Here is a 20,925-nt window from a genome sequence, read left to right on the forward strand (position 1 = left end):
ACCGTCGCCGTCAGTCACCGACCTTCGAACGCCCGGTCGTACAGGGACACGAGGAGCGCCTGGGCGACGAGGAAGGCGAGGAAGGCGACGCCGATCCAGATCCAGCCCGTGAGCGAGACGGCGACGACCTCGAACAGCTGGTTCAGGGGCGTGTAGAGGACGAGCAACTGGAGCGCGAGCGTCACCAGTATCGCGACGACGAGCCACCCGTTCGAGAGGATGCTCTGGTCGTACCGCGCCCGGATGGTCTGGATGCGCACCATCTCGATGGTGACGAGGAACGTGAAGAGGAGCGACTGGGCGACGACGACCCGCCGCGTCTCCGTCAGGCCGAAGAAGAACAGCGAGAGGCCGGTCGCCGTCATCAGCGCGCCGATGGTCAGGATGGAGAGTAGCATCCGGGTGTCGATGACGGGGTCGCCCTCGCCGCGCGGTTCGCGGTCCATCACGTCCTCGGCCTTCGGATCGGCACCGAGCGCCAGCGCCGGGAGGCCGTCCGTGACGAGGTTGATCCACAGCAGCATGACGGGCGTCAGTACCAGCGCCTCCGACCTGTTGGCGAACGCCTGTGGGAAGAAGGTAGCCCCGACGAGCACGCCGACGAAGACGACGAGGACCTCGCCGGCGTTCGCCGACAGGAGGTAGTTGACGAACTTGCGGATGTTGTCGAAGATGCCGCGCCCCTCCGCGATGGCGTCCCGGATGGTCGCGAAGTTGTCGTCCTGCAGCACCATGTCGGAGGCCTGCTTCGCCACGTCGGTCCCCCGAATTCCCATGGAAATGCCGACGTCGGCGTTGCGGAGCGCGGGCGCGTCGTTGACACCGTCGCCGGTCATCGCGGCCCGGTGGCCGTTCGCCTGCAGGGCGCGCAGTATCCGCACCTTGTGCTCGGGGTCGACGCGGGCGAACACCTCCACCTCCTCGACCACCTCGCGCAGTCGCTGGTCCGAGAGCGCCTCGACGTCCGCGCCGGTCATCGCCCCTCCGGGGTCGAAGCCGACCGTCTCGCCGACGGCCTTCGCGGTCGCCTCGTTGTCCCCGGTCACCATCACGACGCGGATGCCGGCGTCGCGGCAGTCGGCGACCGCGTCGGCCACCTCGGCGCGCGGCGGATCGATCATCCCCTGGAGACCGAGGAACGCGAGGCCGGACTCGACGTCGTCGGGGTCGGCCTCCGGGTCGGCGACGCTGCGGGTCGCGAACCCGAGGACGCGGAGGGCGTCCCCCGCGAACTCGCGGTTCCGTTCGAGCACGGACTCGCGGCGGTCGTCGGTGAGCTCCTGCACGCCCGACTCCGTCAGGATGCGGTCGCACCGGTCGAGGACGACCTCCGGAGCGCCCTTCACGTACGCCGTCGCGTCGCCCTCGGTCGCCCCGGCGGCGGGGCGGATGGCCGCGTCCCCGTCGCCCGCGACCGCGGCGGATTCTCGCTCGCGCCCCGGCAACGGCGTCGGTTCGTCGGCGACGACCGTCATCCGCTTGCGCTCGGAGGAGAACGGTATCTCCCGGAGGCGGTCGTGGTCGGGGTCGACGCCCGCCTTGACGGCGGCGACGAGCACCGCCACCTCCGTCGGGTCGCCGTAGTAGTCCCGGTCCTCCGACGGCGGCGCGCGCTCGGCGTTGTTGCAGACCGCGCCGCAGCGCAGCAGCGGCGTCAGACGCTCGACGTCGGTCTCGACGCCGTCGTAGCGGAACTCGCCCTCCGGTTCGGTCCCCGTGCCGGTGACCTCGTACGTCTCGCCGCCGGTGCGGATTCGGGTGACCGTCATCTGGCTCTCGGTGAGCGTCCCGGTCTTGTCGGTGACGATGGTGTCGACGGAGCCGAGGCTCTCGACGACCGGCAGTCGGCGGACGAGCGCGTTCCGGTCCAGCATCTTCCGGGAGCCGAGCGCGAGCGTCAGCGTCACCACCGCCGGCAGGCCCTCCGGGACGGCCGCGACGGCCAGCGTGATGCCGGTGAGCAGCACGGTGAGGAGGTCGGCGGCGGTGAACAGGACCTGGACGAGCGTGACGAGCAGGATGAGCGCGACGACGCCGTAGCCGATGCGGCGGCCGAGGCGGTCGACCTCCTCCTGGAACGGCGTCACCGTCTCCTCCGCCTCGGTGAGCCGAGAGGCGATAGCGCCGACCTCGGTCGCCATCCCCGTCTCGACGACGACCGCCGTCCCCCGTCCCGAGACCGCGTTCGTGTTCATGAACAGGAGGTTGGGCCGCTCGGCCAGCGGCGTCTCCGGGTCGACGGTCCCCGGCTCCTTCGGGACGGAGGCGCTCTCGCCGGTCAGCGCGGACTCGTCGGTCTCGAGGCTCGACGACTCGACGAGTCGAGCGTCGGCCGGCACGGCGTCGCCCTGGTCGACGAACACCACGTCGCCCGGCACGACCTCGGTCGAGTCGACGGTGACCTTCTCGCCGTCGCGCAGGACGGTGGCGTCCGGCGAGGACAGTTCCCGGAGCGCCTCCATCGACTTCTCCGCCCGGTAGTCCTGGACGAACCCGAACACGCCGTTGGCGACGAGGATGATGGTGATGAGCGCCGCGTCGACGTAGTTCGGCTCCTCGCCCGGCAGCAGGCCGACGCCCAGCGACAGCAGCGCCGCGAGAAAGAGGAGGTAGATGAGGAAGTCCTGGAACTGCTCGACGAAGATGGCGAGCGGCGAGACCGACTCCCCGCGCCGTATCTCGTTGCGGCCGTACTCCTCGCGACGCCGCTCCGCCTCGGCCGTGCTCAGGCCACTCTCGTCGGTCCCGAGCTGCTCGTAGACGTCGTCGAGCGGGGCGCTGTGCCAGGGAGGACGCTCGTCCGCACGGTCGGCGGCGTCGAGGCGGTTCATGGTCCAGGTTCGTCGGCCCGTCACGGCGAGAGTGCGACGGGAGACGGGGTCGCTGCGTCGTCAGGTGCATCTCTCGCCACGCTCAAGGAACTACCGGGCAGCGAACTCTGCGCTCACTCGCCACCGTACCGCGACCGGGACAGCGTCTCGCCCAGCGGCAGGAACTGGTAGCGGTGTTCCCGGCCGAGCGCGCCCGGCGCTGGCCGACGTCCGGCGCGGCCGCCGAGCAGCGACCGCGTCAGGACGTAGTCGTGGAGGTAGTTGCACCGGAAGTAGTCGCGAGCGAGCGTCTCGTCGGTCGCCGCGCCGAGCGCCTCGCGTATCTCGCGTCCCAGCGTCGCCGCCGCGTCGCAGCCCGGTTCCGGGAAGAACTCCCGGGCGAAGAAGGCGTCGCCCGCACCGTCTTCGAAGAACCCCGGCACGACCGCGTCCACCGACGCGTCGGGTCCGAACTCCTCGTCGTCGATGCGGTCGGCGAGCGGCGCGACCGACCGCCACTCCGGGGCCGGGGCGTCCGGCCGACGGTCGCCGAACGCCTCGACGCAGCATTCGGGGTAGCCGTGGAGCCGACCCTTGTACGCCTCGAACGCCCGCTGGCGGTCGGCGACGGCGTCCTCGACGTTCCGCTCGACGATCTCGTTCGGCGACGGTGCGTCGTCCGCGAAGAAGTAGACGCGAACGCCGTACTGGAGCTGGTCGCCGGACCGCAACCACTCCGGGACGCCGAAGCACGTCCCGGGGAAGCTGTCCGCGAGGAACGCCACCTCCGGGAGGTCGTCCACGAGCGCCTGCAGTTCGTCCGAGGCGCGCCGGAGCGAGGCCTCGTCGCCCCCTGCGACCTCGGGACGGTCGTTCCGCCATCGCTCGCGCGACCGCTGCAGCGTCTCGGTCCGGTCCGGGTCGTCGGTCACGGACAGCGTCGTCCCGTAGTAGGCGTCGTCGAGCTGGACGCTCGCGCCGCGGCGACCGCTCTCCAGCGCGGACGCCGCGTCGAGGGCGACGAACGTCTGGACGTCGCCGAGTTCGCGGGCGAGTTGCACGACGACTCCCACGACGCCGACTACCAAATGACCTGCGGCGAACGCGGGCGACGACGCGGCGAACGGGCCGCGACCCCGGACGACGACCACCGACACGTGCGCGGCGAGGACGACACGCGAGCGGTGGCCGGATTGCCGCGCGACGGGAACCGTCGGGAGCTTATACCTTCCCGGGCGACCAAGGTAGACCCGACCGCACGCCGTCGACGCGACGGGAGACGGCCGACCGAACCGCGGACGACCCCACTCCACCACCATGACCGACGCATTCGACTACGAAACGACCGACGGAACGTACGACAGCATCCTCGTCCCGACGGACGGCAGCGACCCCGCCGGGCGGGCCGCGCGACACGGCGTCGGACTGGCGGCACAGTTCGACGCGACGCTGCACGCGCTTCACGTCGTCGACGAGCGACAGTACAGTTCACACATCGCCGACGCGGACGCGGTCGCCCGCGAGCAGGAGGGAAGGCTGAAGGAGGTCGGCGAGGACGCGGTCGCGAGCGTCGCGGAACTGGCCGACGAGGCGGACGTGGAGACGGTGACAGAGGTCGTGACGGACGTCCCCTTCGAGGGCATCCTCGACTACGTCGACGACAACGACATCGACCTCGTCGCCATGGGGACGCACGGACGCACTGGGTTCGAGCGCGTCGTGCTCGGCAGCGTCGCGGAGCGCGTCCTGCGGCACGCGACAGTGCCGGTGCTCAACCTGCGCGACGCCGAGGCGACGACGCCGACGGCGTACGAGGACGTCCTCGTCGCCACCGACGGGCGCGAGGGGGTCGGCCCGGCGGTCGAGCACGCCCTGACCGTCGCCGAGCGGTACGACGCGACGGTGCACGCCCTGTTCGTCGTCGACGTGCGGAACGTGCTCGTCGACGAGGAGTACGGCCCGTTCACCCGGGCGAACGTGACGGCGATGGAGGCGCTTTCGGACCTCGGCCAGCGGGCCACCGACGCCGTGGTGCGCGCCGGCAGCGAGCGCGGCGTCGAGGTGACGGCTGCCGTCGAGGAGGGCGTCCCGGCGCGGACCATCCTCGACGTCGCCGACGAGCGCGATGCGGACGTCATCGCGATGGGAACCCACGGCCGCTCGGGGCTGGAGCGCTACCTCGTGGGCAGCGTCACAGAGAGCGTGCTGCGCCACGCCGACCAGCCCGTGCTCACCGTCCGGCGGGCGGACGTCGAGGAGTGAGCGCGAGCGGAGGCGACGACGATAGTTCGTCACGACGGCGTGGACTCGCAGGTGACCGACCACGTGGCGTCGGAGCGGTCGGTCAGCCGGCGGTAGAACGCGAGGAGGCCCGCGGAGTTCGTCTCCGGGAGGACGTGCAACTCGACCGTCTCGTACCGGACGACGACCGTGAAGGTGGTGTCGCGCTCGTCGTCGTGAACCAGGTAGACGGGCGCGGGCAGGTCGAACCAGTCGCCGAACGTGTACCCGTCTTCGGCGAGCACGCTCTCGACGAGGTCGACGAGCGCGGCCTCGTCCAGGTCGGCGTCGGGCGAGATGCGGAAGATGGTCTCGCCCTCGTACCGGACGCCGCCGTCGCGGGGATAGCGCCGCTCCGGACGGTGCGGGATCGCGAACGACGGTTCCTGGTCGGTCATGGCAGGCCCGTGACGTACCTGGGTATGCCCTTCTCCGTTAAAAAGTTCCGCCCCGGGTCCGGACGAAAATCGCCGTCCCGGAGACGAGCAGGACGGCTGCGACGTGGCCGACGAGCGCGACGACGAGCAGCCAGTACCCCCAGACGAACGGGACGAGGACGAGCTGGAGGGCGGCGAACGCGACGACGAGGAGGTCGATGCGACGGAACGCGTCGCCGGCAGGGTCGTCGGGGTAGCGGACGGCGACGAGGAGACCGACGACGCTGGCCCACCACGCGGTGCCGATGCGGTAACAGACGTCCCACAGGACCAGCAGGGTGACGAAGACGGCCGGCACGGGCGGACGGGGGCCGAGGAGCGCGACGAGCAGCGGCGTCCGCGCCTGCCGGGGGTCGTAGGCGAACAGGTAGGTGACGAGCGCGACGAACGCCAGCACGCCGAGCACGACCTCGATGCTCGACCCGAACAGCAGCTTGCGGTACGTGGGCGGGGTGGAGAGCCGCCGGAAGCGGCGGCCGAGCGTGAGCATCAGCGCGCTGCCCGCCGTCGCGACGACGACAGCGGCCGTCCCGGCCGGCACCGCAGCCCAGAGGTCGTACGCCACCGCCAGCGCGAGGACGGCCCCCTCGAAGAGCGCGAACTGGACGGCGAGCGCCATCCAGTCCGGGAGGTCGACGCCCGGGACGGCGTCGACGATGCTCTCGTAGGTCCACAGCGCGTCCGGCCCGGCGTCGGTCATGCGACCGCCTGCCGGACGGCGTCGTCGAACGGGGTCAGTTCGACCGGGACGAGCGACCGGATGCGGTCGTCCTCGACGACGGTACGCGTCTTCAGCCCGAGGATGAGCGGGTGGGCGACGTCGCTGGGGACGTCCGTCACGAGCCCCACCCAGTAGGCCGACAGCCGCGGCGTCAGGACGGGCACCGGTATCATCCAGGTCTGACGTCCCAGGACGTCGCCGGTCTGGAGCACCATCTCGCCGTAGGTGAGTACGTCGGGGCCGCCGATCTCGTACGTCCCGCCCGCCGTCGCCGGCGCGTCGAGGGTGCCGACCAGGTAGGCGACCACGTCGTCGACGGCGATGGGCTGACACTCGGTGTGCACCCAGCGCGGCGTTATCATCAGCGGCAACCGCGCGGCGAGCTGACGGACGATGCGGAAGCTGGTGCTCTCCGCGCCGAGGACGATGGCCGCCCGAAGCACGGTGAGGTCGTAGTCGCCGGTCCCGAGGACGGACTCGACCTCGCGGCGCGACAGCAGGTGCTCCGAGAGCGTCGCGCGGTGACCGCCGAGACCGCTCAGGTAGACGACGCGCTCGACGTCCGCGTCGCGCGTCGCCGCGACGACGTTCCGCGCGGCGAGGCGGTCGCGCCTCGCGAAGTCCCCCTCGCCACCCATCGAGTGGACGAGGTAGTAGACGGCGTCGACGTCGGCGAAGACGCCGTCGAGGCTCTCGCGGTCGAGCAGGTCGGCCTCGACGACCCCGACGCCGTCGGGCGGGTCGTAGCGCGACGCGTCGCGGACCAGCGCCACCACGTCGTGGCCCGCCGCGGCCAGCGCCGGGACGAGGTGCCCGCCGACGAACCCCGTCGCGCCCGCAACGAGTACGTTCATCCGCCTGTCTCTCGGCGCCGAGCGGCCAAAAGCTGTCGGGAGAGATGGACGTTCGCGTCCCCGTCCGCGCGGCGAGGACCGGCCGTCGACGCACCCTCCCCAGTCGTCAAGTGTCCTGGCGTCCCCAGACATCTCATGGAGTTCTACCTCGTCGCCGTCGGGTTGCTCGTGCTCGGCGTGGCAGGGAGCGTCGCACCGATGGTGCCCGGCGTTCCGCTGTCGCTCGCGGGCGTCTACCTCTACTGGTGGTCGACGGGGTTCGAGACTCCCGGCGTCCTGTTCGTCGCGACCGTCACCGTCGTCGGCGTCGCGGCGTTCGCGGCGGACTACGTCGGAGGGGCGGCGGCCGCGCGCGCCAGCGGCGCGTCCAGGTGGGCGGCGGTCGTCGCGGCGGTCGCCGGCGTCGTCGCGCTGGTCGTCACCGGTCCGGTCGGGATGCTGGTCGCCGTCGCCGGGTCCGTCTTCGCGGTGGAGGTCGCTCGGACGCGCGACGCCCGGTCCGGCCTGCGCAGCGCCGGGTACGCGACGGTGGGCATGGCCGCCTCGGTCGTGTTCCAGGTGCTCGTGACGGCGACCATCCTCGTCGCCTTCCTGGCAGTGACGCTGTTGTGAGGCGGCCGCGGCAGGGCCACGGCCCCCGCGACCACCGGGGCTTTTGCCGCTGGGCGTCGTGTCGCGGAGTGATGAACGGACGCGCCGTCCTGCTGGTCGCCGCGCTGGTCGTGCTCGCCGGGTGCCTGACGGGAACGCCGAACGGCGGCAACGGAACGGACACGACCGGGACGCAGACGACCACGAGCCACACGACGACGGACGTCGAGGAGAACGTCTCCGCAGCGTTCGTCGTCGACGGCAACCGGACGGCGGTGACGCTCGAGGTCGCCGACGAACCGGGCGAGCGGCAGAGCGGACTCATGTACCGGCAGTCGCTCCCCCGGAACCACGGCATGGTGTTCGTCTACGGCGGCGCCGACGAGCGGACGTTCTGGATGAAGAACACGTTAATCCCGCTCGACATCGTCTTCGTCTCGGCGAACGGAACGGTCGTCAGCGTCGCCCACGCCGACCCCGAGCCGAACGCCGCCGACTCCGAGCTGCGCCAGTACGAAAGCGGCGCACCGGCGAAGTACGTCGTCGAGATGCGGCAGGGGTTCGCCAACCGGACCGGCGTAGAACCGGGTACGAGACTCGTGTTCGACGGCGGACCGCCGACGACGGAAGGCTGACTTTCCTTGCAGCAACTGGAGTGGTTCTTCAGAAACGTTACCGAGGCACACGACGTACGGAGCGTATGGAGATCCGACCAGCGACCATCGACGACGCGGCGACCGTGCGCGGACTCGCCCACGACGCCTGGCACGAGACCTACGGCGAGGTGCTCGACGACGACACCATCGAGGAGACCGTCGAGGAGTGGTACGCCGACGACGCGCTCGCGGACGCGCTTGACCGCCCCGGAACCGCGTTCCTGGTCGCCGAGGTAGACGGCGGGCAGGCCGGCTTCTGTCACGGCGTCTGCGACGGCGCGAGCGGCTACGTCCTCAGGCTCTACGTCGAACCGGACAACCAGGGACAGGGGGTCGGGACGGCGCTGTACGAACACCTCCGGGACGACCTCCGCGACCTCAACATGCACCGGATGTACGCGATGGTCCTCGCCGACAACGACAGCGGCAACGAGTTCTACCGCGAGATGGGGTTCGAGAAGACCAGCGAGGGCGTTGTGGAGCTCGGCGGCGAGCGATACACCGAGAACGTGTACAAGACGTCGCTGCGGGACCCGGTACGGTAAGACATATCGGCGAGCGGTGGGACGTTCGGTCCGGATGCCGAACGGACAGTACCGGGTCGCGGTCAAGGACTCCGCTGCCGAGCACAGCGGGGCCGTCGAGGAGTTCCGGGCCGAACGGGGTCGAACCGTCGTCTTCGAGTCGCGTGCCGACGCCGAAGCGACCGCGGAGCGCCTCTCGACGCCGGACGCCCGGGTCGCGGTGCAGGCCGCCGCGCCGCAGGACGGGAGCGACGCGGACGCCTACCTCGTTCCCGACCCCGACCGTCGGACGCGTGACCCAGACGGCTCCGTCGACGCGGGGCTGACCTTCGACGTGTCGGCGACGCAGTACGGCCGCCTCGGCGAGGCGCTCGTCTGCTGCCAGCGGTGGGACCCGCCCGTCCTCGCGTACTACGCGCGAGAGGACCTCGCGGCCGACGACGTCCGGGTCGAACTCGACCGCGACCCCGACGCCGTCGTCACGGACGACGGTGCGCGCTGGGTGCCGGACTGTCGCGCCGTCGCCCGGACGGGGAACGGGCGGACGCTCGCCGAGTACTGGTGCGAGATCAAGACCGGCGACGCCTCCCTCGAACGCGACCAGCGCACCGCCATGACGTGGCAGGCACAACGGGCGCGCGTGCTGACCGTCCGGGTCGACCCGTCGGCGTTGCCCGAGAGCTACACCGCCCGGATCCGCGCCGTCGGCCCGGTGGACGGGTCGACGAACGCGTCACGGGTGACCCACCGACTGTCCGACTTCAAGTAATCCACGCCCCGATAGAACACAAGACATTTACCGTCGGTCGCAGTTCCTTCGATTACCTCGGGTAGGGGTACACGAGGTAACCTTTCTTTCGGAGCAGCACGGGAGTGCCATCAGACGTCGCTGCCGCCCCACTCGCCGGCTTCCTCCCAGTTGACAGTGTCGTCACCGGAGGATTCCTCGTGGTCCGACAGTCGATCGCCGTCGCGCGGTGCGTTCCCGCCCGGCGAGGTGGCGTAGTCGGCGGCGTGCTCGGTGGTGCCGTCCCGGCCGGGCGTCGCGTTCTCGCGCCGGTCGGCCGCGTCGGTCGCGTTCTCGCCCGGAACGCCCTCGTCGCGGTCGTCGGCGTCGGATCCGCCGGGCGACCACTCCTCGTCCTCGGACCACTCGTGTTCGAACAGGCGGTACGCGCTGGCCAGGTTGACGAGCGCGTCGCGTTTGTCAGCGCCATCGCCGATAGCCTGCGCGGTCGCGTGGACGATCTGGGAGTACTGCACCGTGTCGTGCCCGACGTCGCCGACGTACTCCTCCCCGAACTCCCCGTCGCGGAACGCCGCCCTGACGGCGGCGCGCTGGTAGCGCTCCAGCACCTCGAACAGTCCCCAGTAGTCGAACCCCTCCCTGCGGGCGTCGACGACGGCAGAGGCGAGGCGACGTTCGAGTCGCTCCTCCGGCGACGCGGGCAGGCCGGACTCGTCGTCCAGTCCGAGCGTGTGCAGTATCTCCTCGATGTCCTCGTCGCTCATGTGACGTACCTGTGAAGTCTATCGCTTTACTATTACGGATGGACGGTTCCAGCTCGGCCCGCTACAGGTTCTTGAAGACGCCGACGAAGTCCTCGTGGTCGCTCAGGCTCGCGCGGGCGTCGTCGACCTCGTCGCGGAGTTCGTTCACGTCCTCGAGCAGCGACTGGTACTCCTCGCTCTCGGCGAGTTCCCCCGCGTCCTTCTCGGCCTCCAGGACCGCCTTCTTCGAGACGAGCGCGAAGTACTCCTGGAGCTGTTCGTCGTAGTCGACGCGCGTGAGCATCCCCTCGACGGTCTCGTGTATTTCGTCCTTCGAGACGGGCTTGACGAGGTAGTCGTCGAACCCCATGCCGAGGATGTCGAAGTCGGGCTTGACGGCGGTCACCATCACCACCCGGGTGGAGAGGTCCTCGTCGCGGATCCGGGTGAGCACCTCGTCCCCGGAGAGGCCCGGCATGCGCCGGTCCAGCAGGACGACGTCTACGCTCTCGTCGAGGACGTCGAGTGCGGTCTCGCCCTCGTAGGCACGCCGGACGTCGTACTCGGCCGTCAACCACGTCGCGTAGAGGTCCGTCACGTCTTCCTCGTCGTCCACGACGAGAATCGTAGGATCGTCCGTAGTCATAATTTCTCCATCATTTTCCGTCCGGGTCCGGGAGCCGCGTTAGTCCATCATTCTCTAATTCTCGCTTATATCTTTTGGTTACGAATTACCGGACAGATTAAATACGGAGACGCGACCGCCGCGCGAAAGACTGGCACACGGCGTCCCAGGCGGGGTTCATGGGGAACCCCACACGGTACAGACGCACCGGTTCGACGACCGGCGGTGTGTCGTCGCGCGCGACGAACAACCCACGCGGCGAACAGCACCGGACGTCGACTGCCAGCAGCCGCCGGTGTCGGCCACACCGGTCGACGTCCGTCCCGAACCCTGCGCGGACGGCCGCTCCGTCACCAACTATCCGTTGCCAACTACTATTAGGATGCCACGGCGACCATGTGACATGACCACAGGGGTAACGAGCGAGTTCGAGGCATCGCTGCGCGGTCTCGGGATGACGTGGACGCGGACGGACAGCGGCTCGTTCGCGGCGACGGTCGACGAGGCGGTGGCGGCGCCCGCGGTCGGGACGCCGCTGCCGTTCGACGGCGTGTCGCTCGACGACACCGTCGTCACGCAGGACCCGACGCCAGAAGAGCTCGACGCCGCCGAGACGGGGGTGACGCCGGCCGAGATGGGCATCGCCGACTACGGGTCGGTCGTCCTCGCCCCCACGGCGGCGGGTCACGAGCCGGTCAGCCTCTACCCCGAGCGACACGTGGCCGTCCTCGCCGCGAGCGACGTCGTCCCCGACATGCCGACCGCGTTCGAGCGCATGGGGGAGGCGTTCGCGGCCGGACGCGCCGACGCCATCATCGCGACCGGGCCGAGCGCGACGGCGGACATGGGCGCCCTCGTCGAGGGCGCACACGGCCCGAAGGAAGTGCACGTCGTCGTCCTGGAGGACCGCTGATGGGGTCCGACTCCCGCGAGGCGAAAGCCGAGAGCATCCGCCGGGTGCTCGCCGAGGAAGGTGATGCGGTCGCCGAGAACACCCGCGGGTTCAACGACGGACGGTACGAGTCGGTCGCGGCGCTCGACGACTACGAGGCGCTGAAGGACCGGGCGCGAGCCATCAAGGAGGACGCCATCGAGCGCCTGCCGGAACTGGTCGAGGAGGTCCGGGAGACGGTCGAGGCGAACGGCGGTCAGGTCTACCTCGCCGACGACGCTGCCGACGCCAACCGGTACGTCGCCGAGGTGGTCGAGGACCGCGACGCCGACACGGTCGTCAAGAGCAAGTCGATGACGACCGAGGAGATCGACGTCAACGAGCACCTCGAAGCGGCGGGCGTCGACGTCGTCGAGACAGACCTGGGGGAGTTCGTCCTCCAGGTCGCCGACGAGGCGCCGAGCCACCTCGTCGCGCCGGCCATCCACCGGTCGCGGGAGGGCATCGCCGACCTGTTCAACGAGCACTTCGACCCCGACGAACCGCTGGAGACCGCCGAGGAACTGACGCAGTTCGCGCGCGACCACCTCGGCGAGCGCATCCGCAAGGCCGAGGTCGGGATGACTGGCGCGAACTTCGTCGTCGCGGAGACCGGCACCGTCGCGCTCGTCACCAGCGAGGGCAACGCCCGCAAGACCGTCCAGGCGACCGACACGCACGTCGCGGTCGCGGGCGTCGAGAAGCTCGTCCCGGAGTTCCGCGACCTCCACCCGTTCGTCGAACTCGTCGGGCGGTCGGGGACGGGCCAGGACATCACCTCCTACGTCTCGCTGTTCTCGCCGCCCGGCGACTCGCCGACCTTCGAGTTCGACGACGACGGTCCGCTGGCGGACGGCGAGGCCGACCGCGAGTTCCACCTCGTCCTGCTGGACAACGGCCGGATGGCGATGCGCGAGGACGACCAGTTGCGCGAGACGCTGTACTGCATCCGGTGTTCGGCGTGCGCGAACTCCTGTGCGAACTTCCAGCAGGTCGGCGGCCACGTCTTCGGCGGCGAGACCTACTCCGGCGGCATCGCCACCGGCTGGGAGGCCGGCGTCGAGGGGCTGGACAGCGCGGAGGCGTTCAACGACCTCTGCACCGGCTGTTCGCGCTGCGTGAACCAGTGCCCAGTGAAGATAGACATCCCGTGGATCAACACGGTCGTCCGCGACCGGCTCAACCGCTCGGCGGGAGACGACGACTTCGAGTTCGTCTACCGGGGGCTGATGCCAGACGAGGAGCCCGGCGGCGTCGACCTGCAGAAGCGCTTCTTCGGCAACTTCGGGACGCTCGCCAGGCTCGGGAGCGCGACCGCACCGGTGTCGAACTGGCTCGCGGACACGGGGGTCGCCCGGGCGCTCATGGAACGCGTCCTCGGCGTCGACCGCCGACAGGAGCTCCCGTCGTTCGAGCGCGAGACGTTCGTGAGATGGTTCGCGAAGCGGGGGCCGCGCGTCGCCGCAGCCGACGCCGAGCGCGAGGTCGTCGTCTACCCCGACGCGTACACCAACCACGTCCACACGGAGCGCGGGAAGGCCGCCGTGCGGACGCTGGAGGCGCTCGGCGTCCACGTCCGGGTGCCGGACGCGCCGCCGAGCGGGCGCGCACCGCTCTCGCAGGGGATGGTCGCGACGGCGGACGACCGCGCGAGCGCGACGTACGCGGCGCTGGCCGAGCACGTCGACGCCGGCCGCGACGTCGTCGTCGTGGAGCCGAGCGACCTCGCGATGTTCCACCGGGAGTACGAACGCCTGCTCCCCGACGCGTCGCACGAACGCCTCGCCGAGAACAGCTACGAGGTCATGGAGTACGTGCACGGCCTGGCCGCGAACGGGGCGTCGCTCGACGCGCTCTCGGGCGGCGACGGGAAGCGCGTCGCCTACCACAGCCACTGCCAGCAGCGCACGCTCGGCCTCGACGGCCACACGGAGGCGGTGCTCGACGACCTGGGCTACGACGTGCTCGCCTCCGACGTTGAGTGCTGCGGGATGGCGGGCAGCTTCGGCTACAAGACCGAGTACTACGACCTCGCACAGGCGGTCGGCGAGGACCTGCGCGACCAGTTCCGCGCCCCCGAGGCACGCGACCGGACCGTCGTCGCCAGCGGAACCTCCTGTCTCGAACAGCTCGACGCGCTGCTGTCGCGGCCGACGCGCCACCCCGTACAGCTCGTCGACCCTGCGCGGTGACGGTCGGCGTCCCGCGTGACGGTGCGGCGGACGCCGTCGCCGGGGCGCGCCGGCGGTCGCGTTGCCCCGGTCGAGTCCCGCCAGGAAGCGTTTTGCCCGTCCCACCCCAGGGGACGGTTGGAGAGAAACCGTGAGCGACGCAATCATCGTCATCGACATGCTGAACGACTTCGTGACGGGGAAGATCGCCGCCGACAGGGCGGAGCGCATCGTCCCCGCGCTCGACCGACTCCGCACTGCCGCGCGGGAGTACGGGGTACCGGTCGTCTACGCGAACGACGCCCACCGCGAAGCGGACTTCGAACTCGACGTCTGGGGGGAACACGCCATGCGAGGCACGGAGGGTGCCGAGGTCGTTCCGGAGCTCGCACCGGCACCCGGCGACCACGTGTTCGAGAAGCGAACCTACGACGCCTTCTACGAGACGGGCCTCGACGACCACCTCCGGAGCCTCGGCGTCGACCGGGTCGTGCTGACCGGCCTCCACACGAACATGTGCGTCCGCCACGCCTCGGCTGGCGCGTTCTTCCGGGGGTACGACGTCGCCGTCCCCGAAGACGCTGTCGAGGCGTTCACCGAGGCAGCCCACGAGAGCGGTATCGAGTACCTCGACGAGGTGTACGGCGCGACGCTGACCACGGCGGACGACCTGGTCGACGAGTGGCGGTCGGCCGCGGGGGGCGAGACCGCCGAAGTGACGTCGGAGTGAGCAGCGTCAGTCGTCGTAAGTGTGGGACTCGGCGGCGCGTTCGAGGAGTTCGTCGGGGATGCCGGGGGCCTCCTCGGAGCGGACGGGGGCCTCCTCGCTGACGAGGTCGGGGTCGCGGGGGAACTCGCGCAGCAGCCAGTGGATGGAGATGCCGGCCTTCGCACCCTCCCCGAGCGCGACTGGAACCTGGTTGTGGCCGGGCGTGAGGTCGCCGACGGCGTAGACGCCCTCGACGTTCGTCCGCCCGTGCTCGTCGACCGCGACGGTGCCGTCCTCGTTCACGTCGCAGCCGAGTTCCCGGGCCAGACCGTTGTTGTACTCCGAGCCGTACATCGCGAAGCCGCCGCTGTACTCCCGGACGTTCCCGTCCGCGAACTCCAGGGCTTCGAGCCAGCCGTCCTCGCCGTTCCGGACGCCCGTCACCTCCGCGTCGATCACGTCGACCGGATGGGTAGCGAGCATCTCGTCGGCCTCGTCGCTCCACTCGGGGTCGTCGCCACGGGTGAGGAGGTCGACGTCGTCGGTGAAGTTCAGCATGATGGTCGCGACGTAGGCGGCGGTCTCGCCGTACCCCATGACGTAGACCGGTTCGTCGACGAACACGTGGGCGTCGCAGTGCAGGCAGTAGTGCAGACCGCGCCCGGTCCGGGGCAGCGGCGGGTCCGGCCGGGCGTCGGTGAACCCCGTCGCGAGGACCACGGCGTCGGCGACGTAGTCCGCGTCGTCTCCGGAGAGCCGGAAGTGCTCGCCGTCGCGCTCGGCGGAGCCCACGACGTCGCGGCGGACGTCACAGCCGTACGACTCGAGCTGCCCGCGGCCGGTCTCAAGGAACTCGTTGCCGGAGACGTCCTCGGTCGTTCCGACCACGTTGTGGACGTTGGCCATCATCGCCGCGCGACCGCCGCCGCGTTCGACCAGTACCGTCGAGTGTCCGAGTCGGACGCTGTAGAGCGCCGCCGACAGTCCAGCGGGACCGCCGCCCACGACGACGACATCGTACTCCATTTTCTCAGGGTCTTCGTCGGCCATACGCGTGCCTCGACGGCGTCCGGCAAAATCTATGTGGCAGCGAGAGTGGCGTCGTGGCGCGGGCCGTGGTCGCGTCGACGTCCGGGCCGTGCCCGCGTCGACGGGAGTCCACCTGCTGACGGTTCCCGAACGTCAGGGGAGACACCGCGCAGCCGGAGCGGCGGTTCTCCAGCACCCGCGGCGACCCGAAATAAATAAACGAAGCGGACGCGTAGCCGGTACCGGTATGTCCGAAACCAGTGGTCGCTTTTGCCGACCGCAGCGGCAGTGAACCGACCCCGACCGAGCGGTTCGAACGACTTCTAGAACTGCCACCGAGCGCCAAGCTGGTCTACCGGGTGTTGCAGGAGGACGCGCCGATGACGCAGCGACAGCTGCGCGAGGACGCCCTGTTGCCCGCCCGGACGACCCGGGACGCGCTGGCGAAACTGAAAGAGCGCGGACTCGTCGAGGAGAAGCTGTACGTCCAGGACGCCCGCAAGCGCCTGTACGACCCGCTACCGGTGGACGAACCGGAGGACGTGCCCCTCTAGCGGCGCGGTCACGTCGTTCGGCTGATTCACACATGATTCATGCGGTTCGGCGTCGTGTCGGGAACCATGTCTCCGGACGACACCGACGGCCGGACGACGGTCGAGCGTCGGCCGCGACTCGGTCGTGATCCCCAGCGGAGCGCCAGTCGGGCCGAGCTACGGGCGGAGGTGCGTGCGCTGCGCAGCCGACTCGCCGACGCCGAGAAGCGTCTCGAGACGCTGGAGGCGACGGCCGTCGACGGGAACCAGAACCTGAAGACGTGCACCACCTGCGGCCGCGTCTGCATCCATCACGGGGTGGAGAACACGTGCCCGTACTGCGAGCGAGGACAGCTCCGCGAGCTGTAGCGCCGGCGGGAGGTGGCGGTCGGGTCGACGACCCGCAGGACGCCTACGGCGAGGAGAGGCCGTGGACGTTCTGCTGGAGCCGGATGGTCGCCGTGAGCAGGAAGGCGCCGACCATCACGACGAAGACGCTCTCGACGCCCCGGACGACCGGCGCACGGACGCCGACGAAGACGGCGAGGCCGGCGACGCCGATGCCGCCGATGGAGACGAGCACCGGGAGCAGGTGGCGACGGAGCGTGTCGACGGAGGTCCCTCGGGTGAGCGATTCGAGGCGTTCGGCGAAGACGACGCCGTATCCGGCGAACGCGAGGCTGCCGACGCCCTTGACGAACGCGGCGACGCCCGCCTGCCCGATGAGCAGGACGACGACCAGTTCGACGAGGATGACGACGACGAACCCGGTCTCGATGCGGCGCAGTCGCTCCAGGGAGATGCGACGCTCCTCCGGCGGCGGCGCGAGCGCGCTGTTGTAGTACAGTTCGCGCATGGCAAAGGCGAGGAAGACGGTGGCGAACAGAAGCGACGCGTGCGAGAGCGCGACGAGGAGGCGGGCGTCCGACGCCACGCGGAGGACGCCGGACAGCCCGTAGGTCGTCCCCGCGACGCCGAGCAGCACGAGATAGCGCCAGAACGACCGCTGGGACTCCAGTCGGTCCAGACGGCGGTTCTGGAACGCGTAGACGGAGAAGATGGCCGACGAGACCGCGAGCAGGCCCGCTCCCACGAACTGGACGATGCTGGCGCTGGCCCCCGATTCGACCTGCGCGAGCGGAACGAGCATATCTCCTACGACGTGACGCGGCGATTACTTAAGCTGTTCGACTGGTCGGCGAAAAGACCGGAGTACGGCCGACTGCGGTCCCGTCGACCGGTCGCCGCCCGGGTTACGGCCCGGCGCTGGGTGCGAACGTGAAGCCGTGGCGCTCCGTGATGCGGTGGGCCGCTGTTCCCCAGACGTAGTTCTCGCCGGGCCACCACGTCCGGGCGTTGTTGAACCCCCCGACGAGCACGCCCTCCCCGGGGCGCTCCGGGTCCGGGTGGTAGTTGACGCTGCCGCTATCGCCGTCGTCGAAAGCGCCTTCCGACCCCCACTTCACCTGGCCGCGCTTGCAGACCTGGCCGTAGGCGCAGGTCATCCCGGCGACGGCGTGGATGCCCCCCGTGGTGTGGCCGGTCGTGATGCCGACCTTCTCCAGCGGTTCGCCGCGCGCCTTCAGCGTCGCCAGCCCCGAGCGGGAGAACTGGCCGACGACCTCGTTCGGAGTGGCGCCGCGGATGACGCTCGCGGGGCGGAAGCCGTTCGTCGGCGCGACGCGGACGAAGTCGTCCAGGGCGTGCCCCCGTTCGACGGTGCCGATGACCGGCGAGTCGGCCGCGCCGACGAGGCGGAACGGTCGGCCGCGGTGGTCGGTGCCGTCGCCGCCGTAGACGTGGTTCGCGGTCGTGAAGAAGGGTCGACGGCCGTCGTACATCGCCGGGGCGAGCGTCGCGGACGTCTCCCGCGTCCCGCAGGCCACCCCGCCCGGCACGGGCGTCCCGGGGTCGGAGCCGGTCGCGTCGACGCTCCCCGGCGGCGACCAGGCGGAGTCGACGCGGCTCACCTCGACGGGAACCTCGCCGACCCGCTCGGGGACGTCGGCCGCGCCGGTCGCCTCCACCTCGACGGCGGCGTTACGGCCGCCGAACTCGCCCGGGACGACCGACGACGCCACGACACCGTCGCGCTCGGCGAACCGCTTCGAGCGGTGGGCGTCGAGCGCCGCACGGAAGTCGGCGAACCAGTCCGCGGGGACGTCCGTCTTCAGCGGCCGGAGACCGTCGGTCCCGCCGTCCCCGCCGGCGAAGCCGTAGACGACCGGTACCTGGTCGCTGCCGGCGGCGAGCACGTCGTCGGCCGAGAGCAGCGTCGCCATCCCTCCGAGCCCCGCGGCTGCGAGCGTCTCCACGAAGCGACGCCGGCCCATCGTCTGCAACCCCCTGTCGCGGGCCGACCGGAGCCGCGGTCGTCGGCCCGCCGTGTCGTTCGTGTCTCCCATTCTCGACGACGTGTACGACGGACCGTCACTTGGTTCCGACCGTCGCGTTCGGACGCCGGGACGGGGAAAGAATCGTGGCAGTCGGTTGACGGAAGCGCGACGGAGTGGCAGAGTGGCCGGCTACGACGCCCGGAGTGACGGTCGAGCGCGGGGATGGTAGCGACGCCGAACGACGGTCTCGCGGTCCGGAACGCGCTTCGAACGGCGCAAAACCTCATAACCGAAAGCGGTTTTTAGTCATGGAGTCTCGTTCGGCGCATGGCGACCATCGAAGTCCGGAATCTCACCAAGCGGTACGGTGAGGTGCTGGCGAACGACGACCTCTCGTTCTCGGTCGAGTCGGGCGAGGTGTTCGGCTACCTCGGCCCGAACGGCGCGGGCAAGACGACGACCATCCGCACGCTGATGGGGTTCCAGTCGCCCACCGCGGGGACGGCGACGGTCCTCGGGCACGACGTGCGCGACGAGAGCGAACTCATCGAGGCGAAACGCGACGTCGGCTACCTGCCGTCGAACCCCGCATTCGACGAGAACGTCACCGGACGCGAGATCCTCGACCTGTACGGCGAGGTCCGCGGCGACGAGCGGCGCGACGAACTGCTGGAGATCTTCGACCCGCCGCTCGACCGGCCGGTACGCGAGTACTCCTCGGGCAACCGCCAGATGCTCGGCATCGTGCAGGCGTTCATGCACGACCCCGACCTGGCCATCCTCGACGAACCGACCGGGGGCCTCGACCCGCTGAAACAGCAGCGGTTCAACGAGTTCGTCCGCGAGGAGCAGCGCTCCGGGACGACGGTGTTCATGTCCTCGCACATCCTCAGCGAGGTGCGCCGCGTCTGCGACCGCGTCGGCATCATCCGCGACGGGCGGCTGGTGACGACCGAGAGCGTCGAGGGGCTGATGCACCGGAGCGGCAAGGTCGTCCACCTCACGGTCGCCGACGGCGTCGACGACGGCGAGTTCGACCTCGACGGCGTCCACGACCTCACGGCCCGGCAGGTCGACGGCGAGACCCTCGGACTCGAAGCCGCTGCGCCCGGCAGTGGCGGCGGTGGCGGCGGCGACGGCACCAGCGCATCGACGACCGTGACGGAGCTGTCGTTCACCTACACCGGCGACGTGAACGCGTTGCTCGTCCGTCTCTGCGACCACGACGTCCTCGAACTCGACGTCGAGGAGGCACCGCTCGACGAGGTATTCATGCGGTTCTACGGCGACGAGGCGGGCGGAGCCGACGATGCGACCGGCGGCGACGGGGCGACCGACCGCGAGGGAGGCGTCGCGGATGCTTGAGTTCGCGCGCTACGAGACCCGCCACCGGGTCCGGGGCGCCGTCGCGCTCGCGGTCGGGCTCTCCGTGCTGGCCGCGCTGGTCATCTGGCTGTACCCCTCGTTCGCAGAGAGCATCGACATGGACCAGCTGGTCCAGTCGTACCCCCAGCCGGTGCTCAAAGCGTTCGGCGTCGAGAGCATGAGCACCCTCGCGGGGTTCCTCGCGGTCGAGCTGTACAGCTTCGCGTGGGTCATCCTGCTGGGGCTGTACTTCGCGTACAGCGCCGCCTCGCTGGTCGCGGACGACGTCGAGCGCGAGCGGATGGACATGCTGCTGTCGCTGCCCGTCTCGCGGTCGCGCATCGTCCGCGAGAAGTACCTCTCGCTCGTCGTGCCCATCCTCCTCGTCAACGCCATCACGGCCGTCGTCGTCTACGTCGGCAGCGTCCTCATCGACCACACGTTACCGGCGGCGGACCTCCTCGCCGTCCACGCGCTGTCGGTCCCCTACCTGCTCGCCTGTGCGGGCGTCGGGCTGGTCGCCTCCGTCGTCTTCGACCGCGAGAGCGTCGCCCAGCGGGTCGGCCTCGGCGTCGTGTTCGCCCTCTTTCTGGTGGAGTCGGTCGTCTCCGACACCGACTACAGCGCCGTCGGCGCAGTCGCCCCGATGCGGTACTACGACCCCACGGCCGTCCTCGTCGACGGCCAGTACGACGTCGCCGGGGCCGCGCTGCTGTTCGCGGCGGCCGTCGCCCTCGTCGTCGCCAGCCAGCGGTGGTTCCGGCGGAAGGACCTCGACTGACCCGGCGACGCTCGCCGCGCCGACCTGTCGAAACTGAGAAACCTTTATCTGAAGCGGTGAGAACCCTTCGTAAAATCGTCT

Annotated in this window: 22 protein-coding genes; 12 read left to right on the forward strand and 10 right to left on the reverse strand. The window is 70.3% G+C overall.

What is annotated here, in order from left to right:
* Positions 1–14: 14 nt before the first annotated feature.
* Positions 15–2,831, reverse strand: coding sequence for a cation-translocating P-type ATPase (locus NKT36_RS15365; RefSeq protein ID WP_327053658.1), 2,817 nt, complete (start codon positions 2,829–2,831; stop codon positions 15–17).
* A 113-nt stretch (positions 2,832–2,944) separates the two neighbouring features.
* The gene (locus NKT36_RS15370) at positions 2,945–3,871 is read right to left on the reverse strand and encodes a hypothetical protein (protein ID WP_327053659.1); all 927 of its coding nucleotides are present in this window, start codon (positions 3,869–3,871) and stop codon (positions 2,945–2,947) included.
* Between the two features lie 256 nt (positions 3,872–4,127).
* Here NKT36_RS15370 and NKT36_RS15375 point away from each other — a divergent pair, with 256 nt between their 5' ends.
* Positions 4,128–5,072, forward strand: coding sequence for a universal stress protein (locus tag NKT36_RS15375; RefSeq protein ID WP_327053660.1), 945 nt, complete (start codon positions 4,128–4,130; stop codon positions 5,070–5,072).
* A 29-nt stretch (positions 5,073–5,101) separates the two neighbouring features.
* Here the strand turns inward: NKT36_RS15375 and NKT36_RS15380 are convergent, their stop codons facing one another.
* Genes NKT36_RS15380 through NKT36_RS15390 form a run of 3 tightly spaced genes read right to left on the reverse strand, consistent with a single transcriptional unit; the run spans position 5,102 to position 7,102 of the window.
* A complete protein-coding gene (locus tag NKT36_RS15380; RefSeq protein WP_327053661.1) occupies positions 5,102–5,488 on the reverse strand; it encodes a hypothetical protein in 387 nt (128 codons plus the stop codon).
* 37 nt (positions 5,489–5,525) lie between these two features.
* On the reverse strand, positions 5,526–6,227 hold the full coding sequence (locus NKT36_RS15385) for a DUF7530 family protein (protein WP_327053662.1): 702 nt from the start codon (positions 6,225–6,227) through the stop codon (positions 5,526–5,528).
* Positions 6,224–7,102: an NAD(P)H-binding protein gene (locus NKT36_RS15390; RefSeq protein ID WP_327053663.1), complete on the reverse strand. Its 879-nt coding sequence runs from the start codon at positions 7,100–7,102 to the stop codon at positions 6,224–6,226. Before NKT36_RS15390 ends, NKT36_RS15385 begins: the two co-directional genes overlap by 4 nt.
* A 135-nt stretch (positions 7,103–7,237) precedes the next feature.
* On the opposite strand from NKT36_RS15390, the gene NKT36_RS15395 reads away from it, so the two are divergent.
* The 4 genes from NKT36_RS15395 to NKT36_RS15410 all read left to right on the forward strand — a co-directional run bounded on the left by NKT36_RS15395 (position 7,238) and on the right by NKT36_RS15410 (position 9,642).
* Complete coding sequence (locus tag NKT36_RS15395) at positions 7,238–7,714, forward strand: DUF456 domain-containing protein (protein ID WP_327053664.1); 477 nt, start codon at positions 7,238–7,240, stop codon at positions 7,712–7,714.
* 71 nt (positions 7,715–7,785) lie between these two features.
* Complete coding sequence (locus NKT36_RS15400) at positions 7,786–8,328, forward strand: DUF192 domain-containing protein (protein ID WP_327053665.1); 543 nt, start codon at positions 7,786–7,788, stop codon at positions 8,326–8,328.
* A gap of 65 nt (positions 8,329–8,393) precedes the next feature.
* Positions 8,394–8,894, forward strand: coding sequence for a GNAT family N-acetyltransferase (locus tag NKT36_RS15405; protein ID WP_327053666.1), 501 nt, complete (start codon positions 8,394–8,396; stop codon positions 8,892–8,894).
* Positions 8,895–8,928: 34 nt separating this feature from the next.
* Positions 8,929–9,642, forward strand: coding sequence for a hypothetical protein (locus NKT36_RS15410; protein ID WP_327053667.1), 714 nt, complete (start codon positions 8,929–8,931; stop codon positions 9,640–9,642).
* Positions 9,643–9,752: 110 nt separating this feature from the next.
* Here NKT36_RS15410 and NKT36_RS15415 read toward each other — a convergent pair whose 3' ends face one another.
* On the reverse strand, positions 9,753–10,385 hold the full coding sequence (locus NKT36_RS15415; protein WP_327053668.1) for a hypothetical protein: 633 nt from the start codon (positions 10,383–10,385) through the stop codon (positions 9,753–9,755).
* 61 nt (positions 10,386–10,446) lie between these two features.
* Positions 10,447–11,010, reverse strand: coding sequence for a HalX domain-containing protein (locus NKT36_RS15420; RefSeq protein WP_327053669.1), 564 nt, complete (start codon positions 11,008–11,010; stop codon positions 10,447–10,449).
* 382 nt (positions 11,011–11,392) lie between these two features.
* Here NKT36_RS15420 and NKT36_RS15425 point away from each other — a divergent pair, with 382 nt between their 5' ends.
* The 3 genes from NKT36_RS15425 to NKT36_RS15435 all read left to right on the forward strand — a co-directional run bounded on the left by NKT36_RS15425 (position 11,393) and on the right by NKT36_RS15435 (position 14,821).
* Positions 11,393–11,902 carry a LutC/YkgG family protein gene (locus NKT36_RS15425; RefSeq protein ID WP_327053670.1) on the forward strand — a complete coding sequence of 170 codons (510 nt, stop codon included), beginning with the start codon at positions 11,393–11,395 and terminating at the stop codon, positions 11,900–11,902.
* On the forward strand, positions 11,902–14,112 hold the full coding sequence (locus NKT36_RS15430; RefSeq protein ID WP_327053671.1) for an LUD domain-containing protein: 2,211 nt from the start codon (positions 11,902–11,904) through the stop codon (positions 14,110–14,112). The genes NKT36_RS15425 and NKT36_RS15430 overlap by 1 nt, the downstream gene beginning before the upstream one ends.
* A 130-nt stretch (positions 14,113–14,242) precedes the next feature.
* The gene (locus tag NKT36_RS15435) at positions 14,243–14,821 is read left to right on the forward strand and encodes a cysteine hydrolase family protein (protein WP_327053672.1); all 579 of its coding nucleotides are present in this window, start codon (positions 14,243–14,245) and stop codon (positions 14,819–14,821) included.
* A 6-nt stretch (positions 14,822–14,827) separates the two neighbouring features.
* Here NKT36_RS15435 and NKT36_RS15440 read toward each other — a convergent pair whose 3' ends face one another.
* On the reverse strand, positions 14,828–15,850 hold the full coding sequence (locus tag NKT36_RS15440) for an NAD(P)/FAD-dependent oxidoreductase (RefSeq protein ID WP_327053673.1): 1,023 nt from the start codon (positions 15,848–15,850) through the stop codon (positions 14,828–14,830).
* A gap of 239 nt (positions 15,851–16,089) precedes the next feature.
* Here NKT36_RS15440 and NKT36_RS15445 point away from each other — a divergent pair, with 239 nt between their 5' ends.
* Positions 16,090–16,383 carry a winged helix-turn-helix transcriptional regulator gene (locus tag NKT36_RS15445; RefSeq protein WP_407652247.1) on the forward strand — a complete coding sequence of 98 codons (294 nt, stop codon included), beginning with the start codon at positions 16,090–16,092 and terminating at the stop codon, positions 16,381–16,383.
* Between the two features lie 66 nt (positions 16,384–16,449).
* Entirely contained in the window at positions 16,450–16,731 is a 282-nt protein-coding gene (locus NKT36_RS15450) for a hypothetical protein (RefSeq protein ID WP_327053674.1), read from the forward strand.
* A 43-nt stretch (positions 16,732–16,774) separates the two neighbouring features.
* Here the strand turns inward: NKT36_RS15450 and NKT36_RS15455 are convergent, their stop codons facing one another.
* Both NKT36_RS15455 and NKT36_RS15460 read right to left on the reverse strand, forming a co-directional pair.
* On the reverse strand, positions 16,775–17,512 hold the full coding sequence (locus NKT36_RS15455; protein WP_327053675.1) for a hypothetical protein: 738 nt from the start codon (positions 17,510–17,512) through the stop codon (positions 16,775–16,777).
* A 103-nt stretch (positions 17,513–17,615) separates the two neighbouring features.
* Positions 17,616–18,767 (reverse strand): hypothetical protein, encoded by a 1,152-nt coding sequence (locus tag NKT36_RS15460; RefSeq protein ID WP_327053676.1) that lies wholly within the window; start codon positions 18,765–18,767, stop codon positions 17,616–17,618.
* Between the two features lie 258 nt (positions 18,768–19,025).
* Between NKT36_RS15460 and NKT36_RS15465 the strand changes: the two genes are divergently transcribed.
* Positions 19,026–20,063, forward strand: a complete 1,038-nt coding sequence (locus NKT36_RS15465; protein WP_327053677.1) for an ABC transporter ATP-binding protein — start codon at positions 19,026–19,028, stop codon at positions 20,061–20,063.
* Entirely contained in the window at positions 20,056–20,844 is a 789-nt protein-coding gene (locus NKT36_RS15470) for an ABC transporter permease (RefSeq protein ID WP_327053678.1), read from the forward strand. The genes NKT36_RS15465 and NKT36_RS15470 overlap by 8 nt, the downstream gene beginning before the upstream one ends.
* Positions 20,845–20,925: the final 81 nt, after the last annotated feature.

The sequence above is a fragment of the Halomicrococcus gelatinilyticus genome (assembly GCA_024227995.1).
Taxonomy (GTDB): Archaea; Halobacteriota; Halobacteria; order Halobacteriales; family Haladaptataceae; genus Halomicrococcus; species Halomicrococcus gelatinilyticus.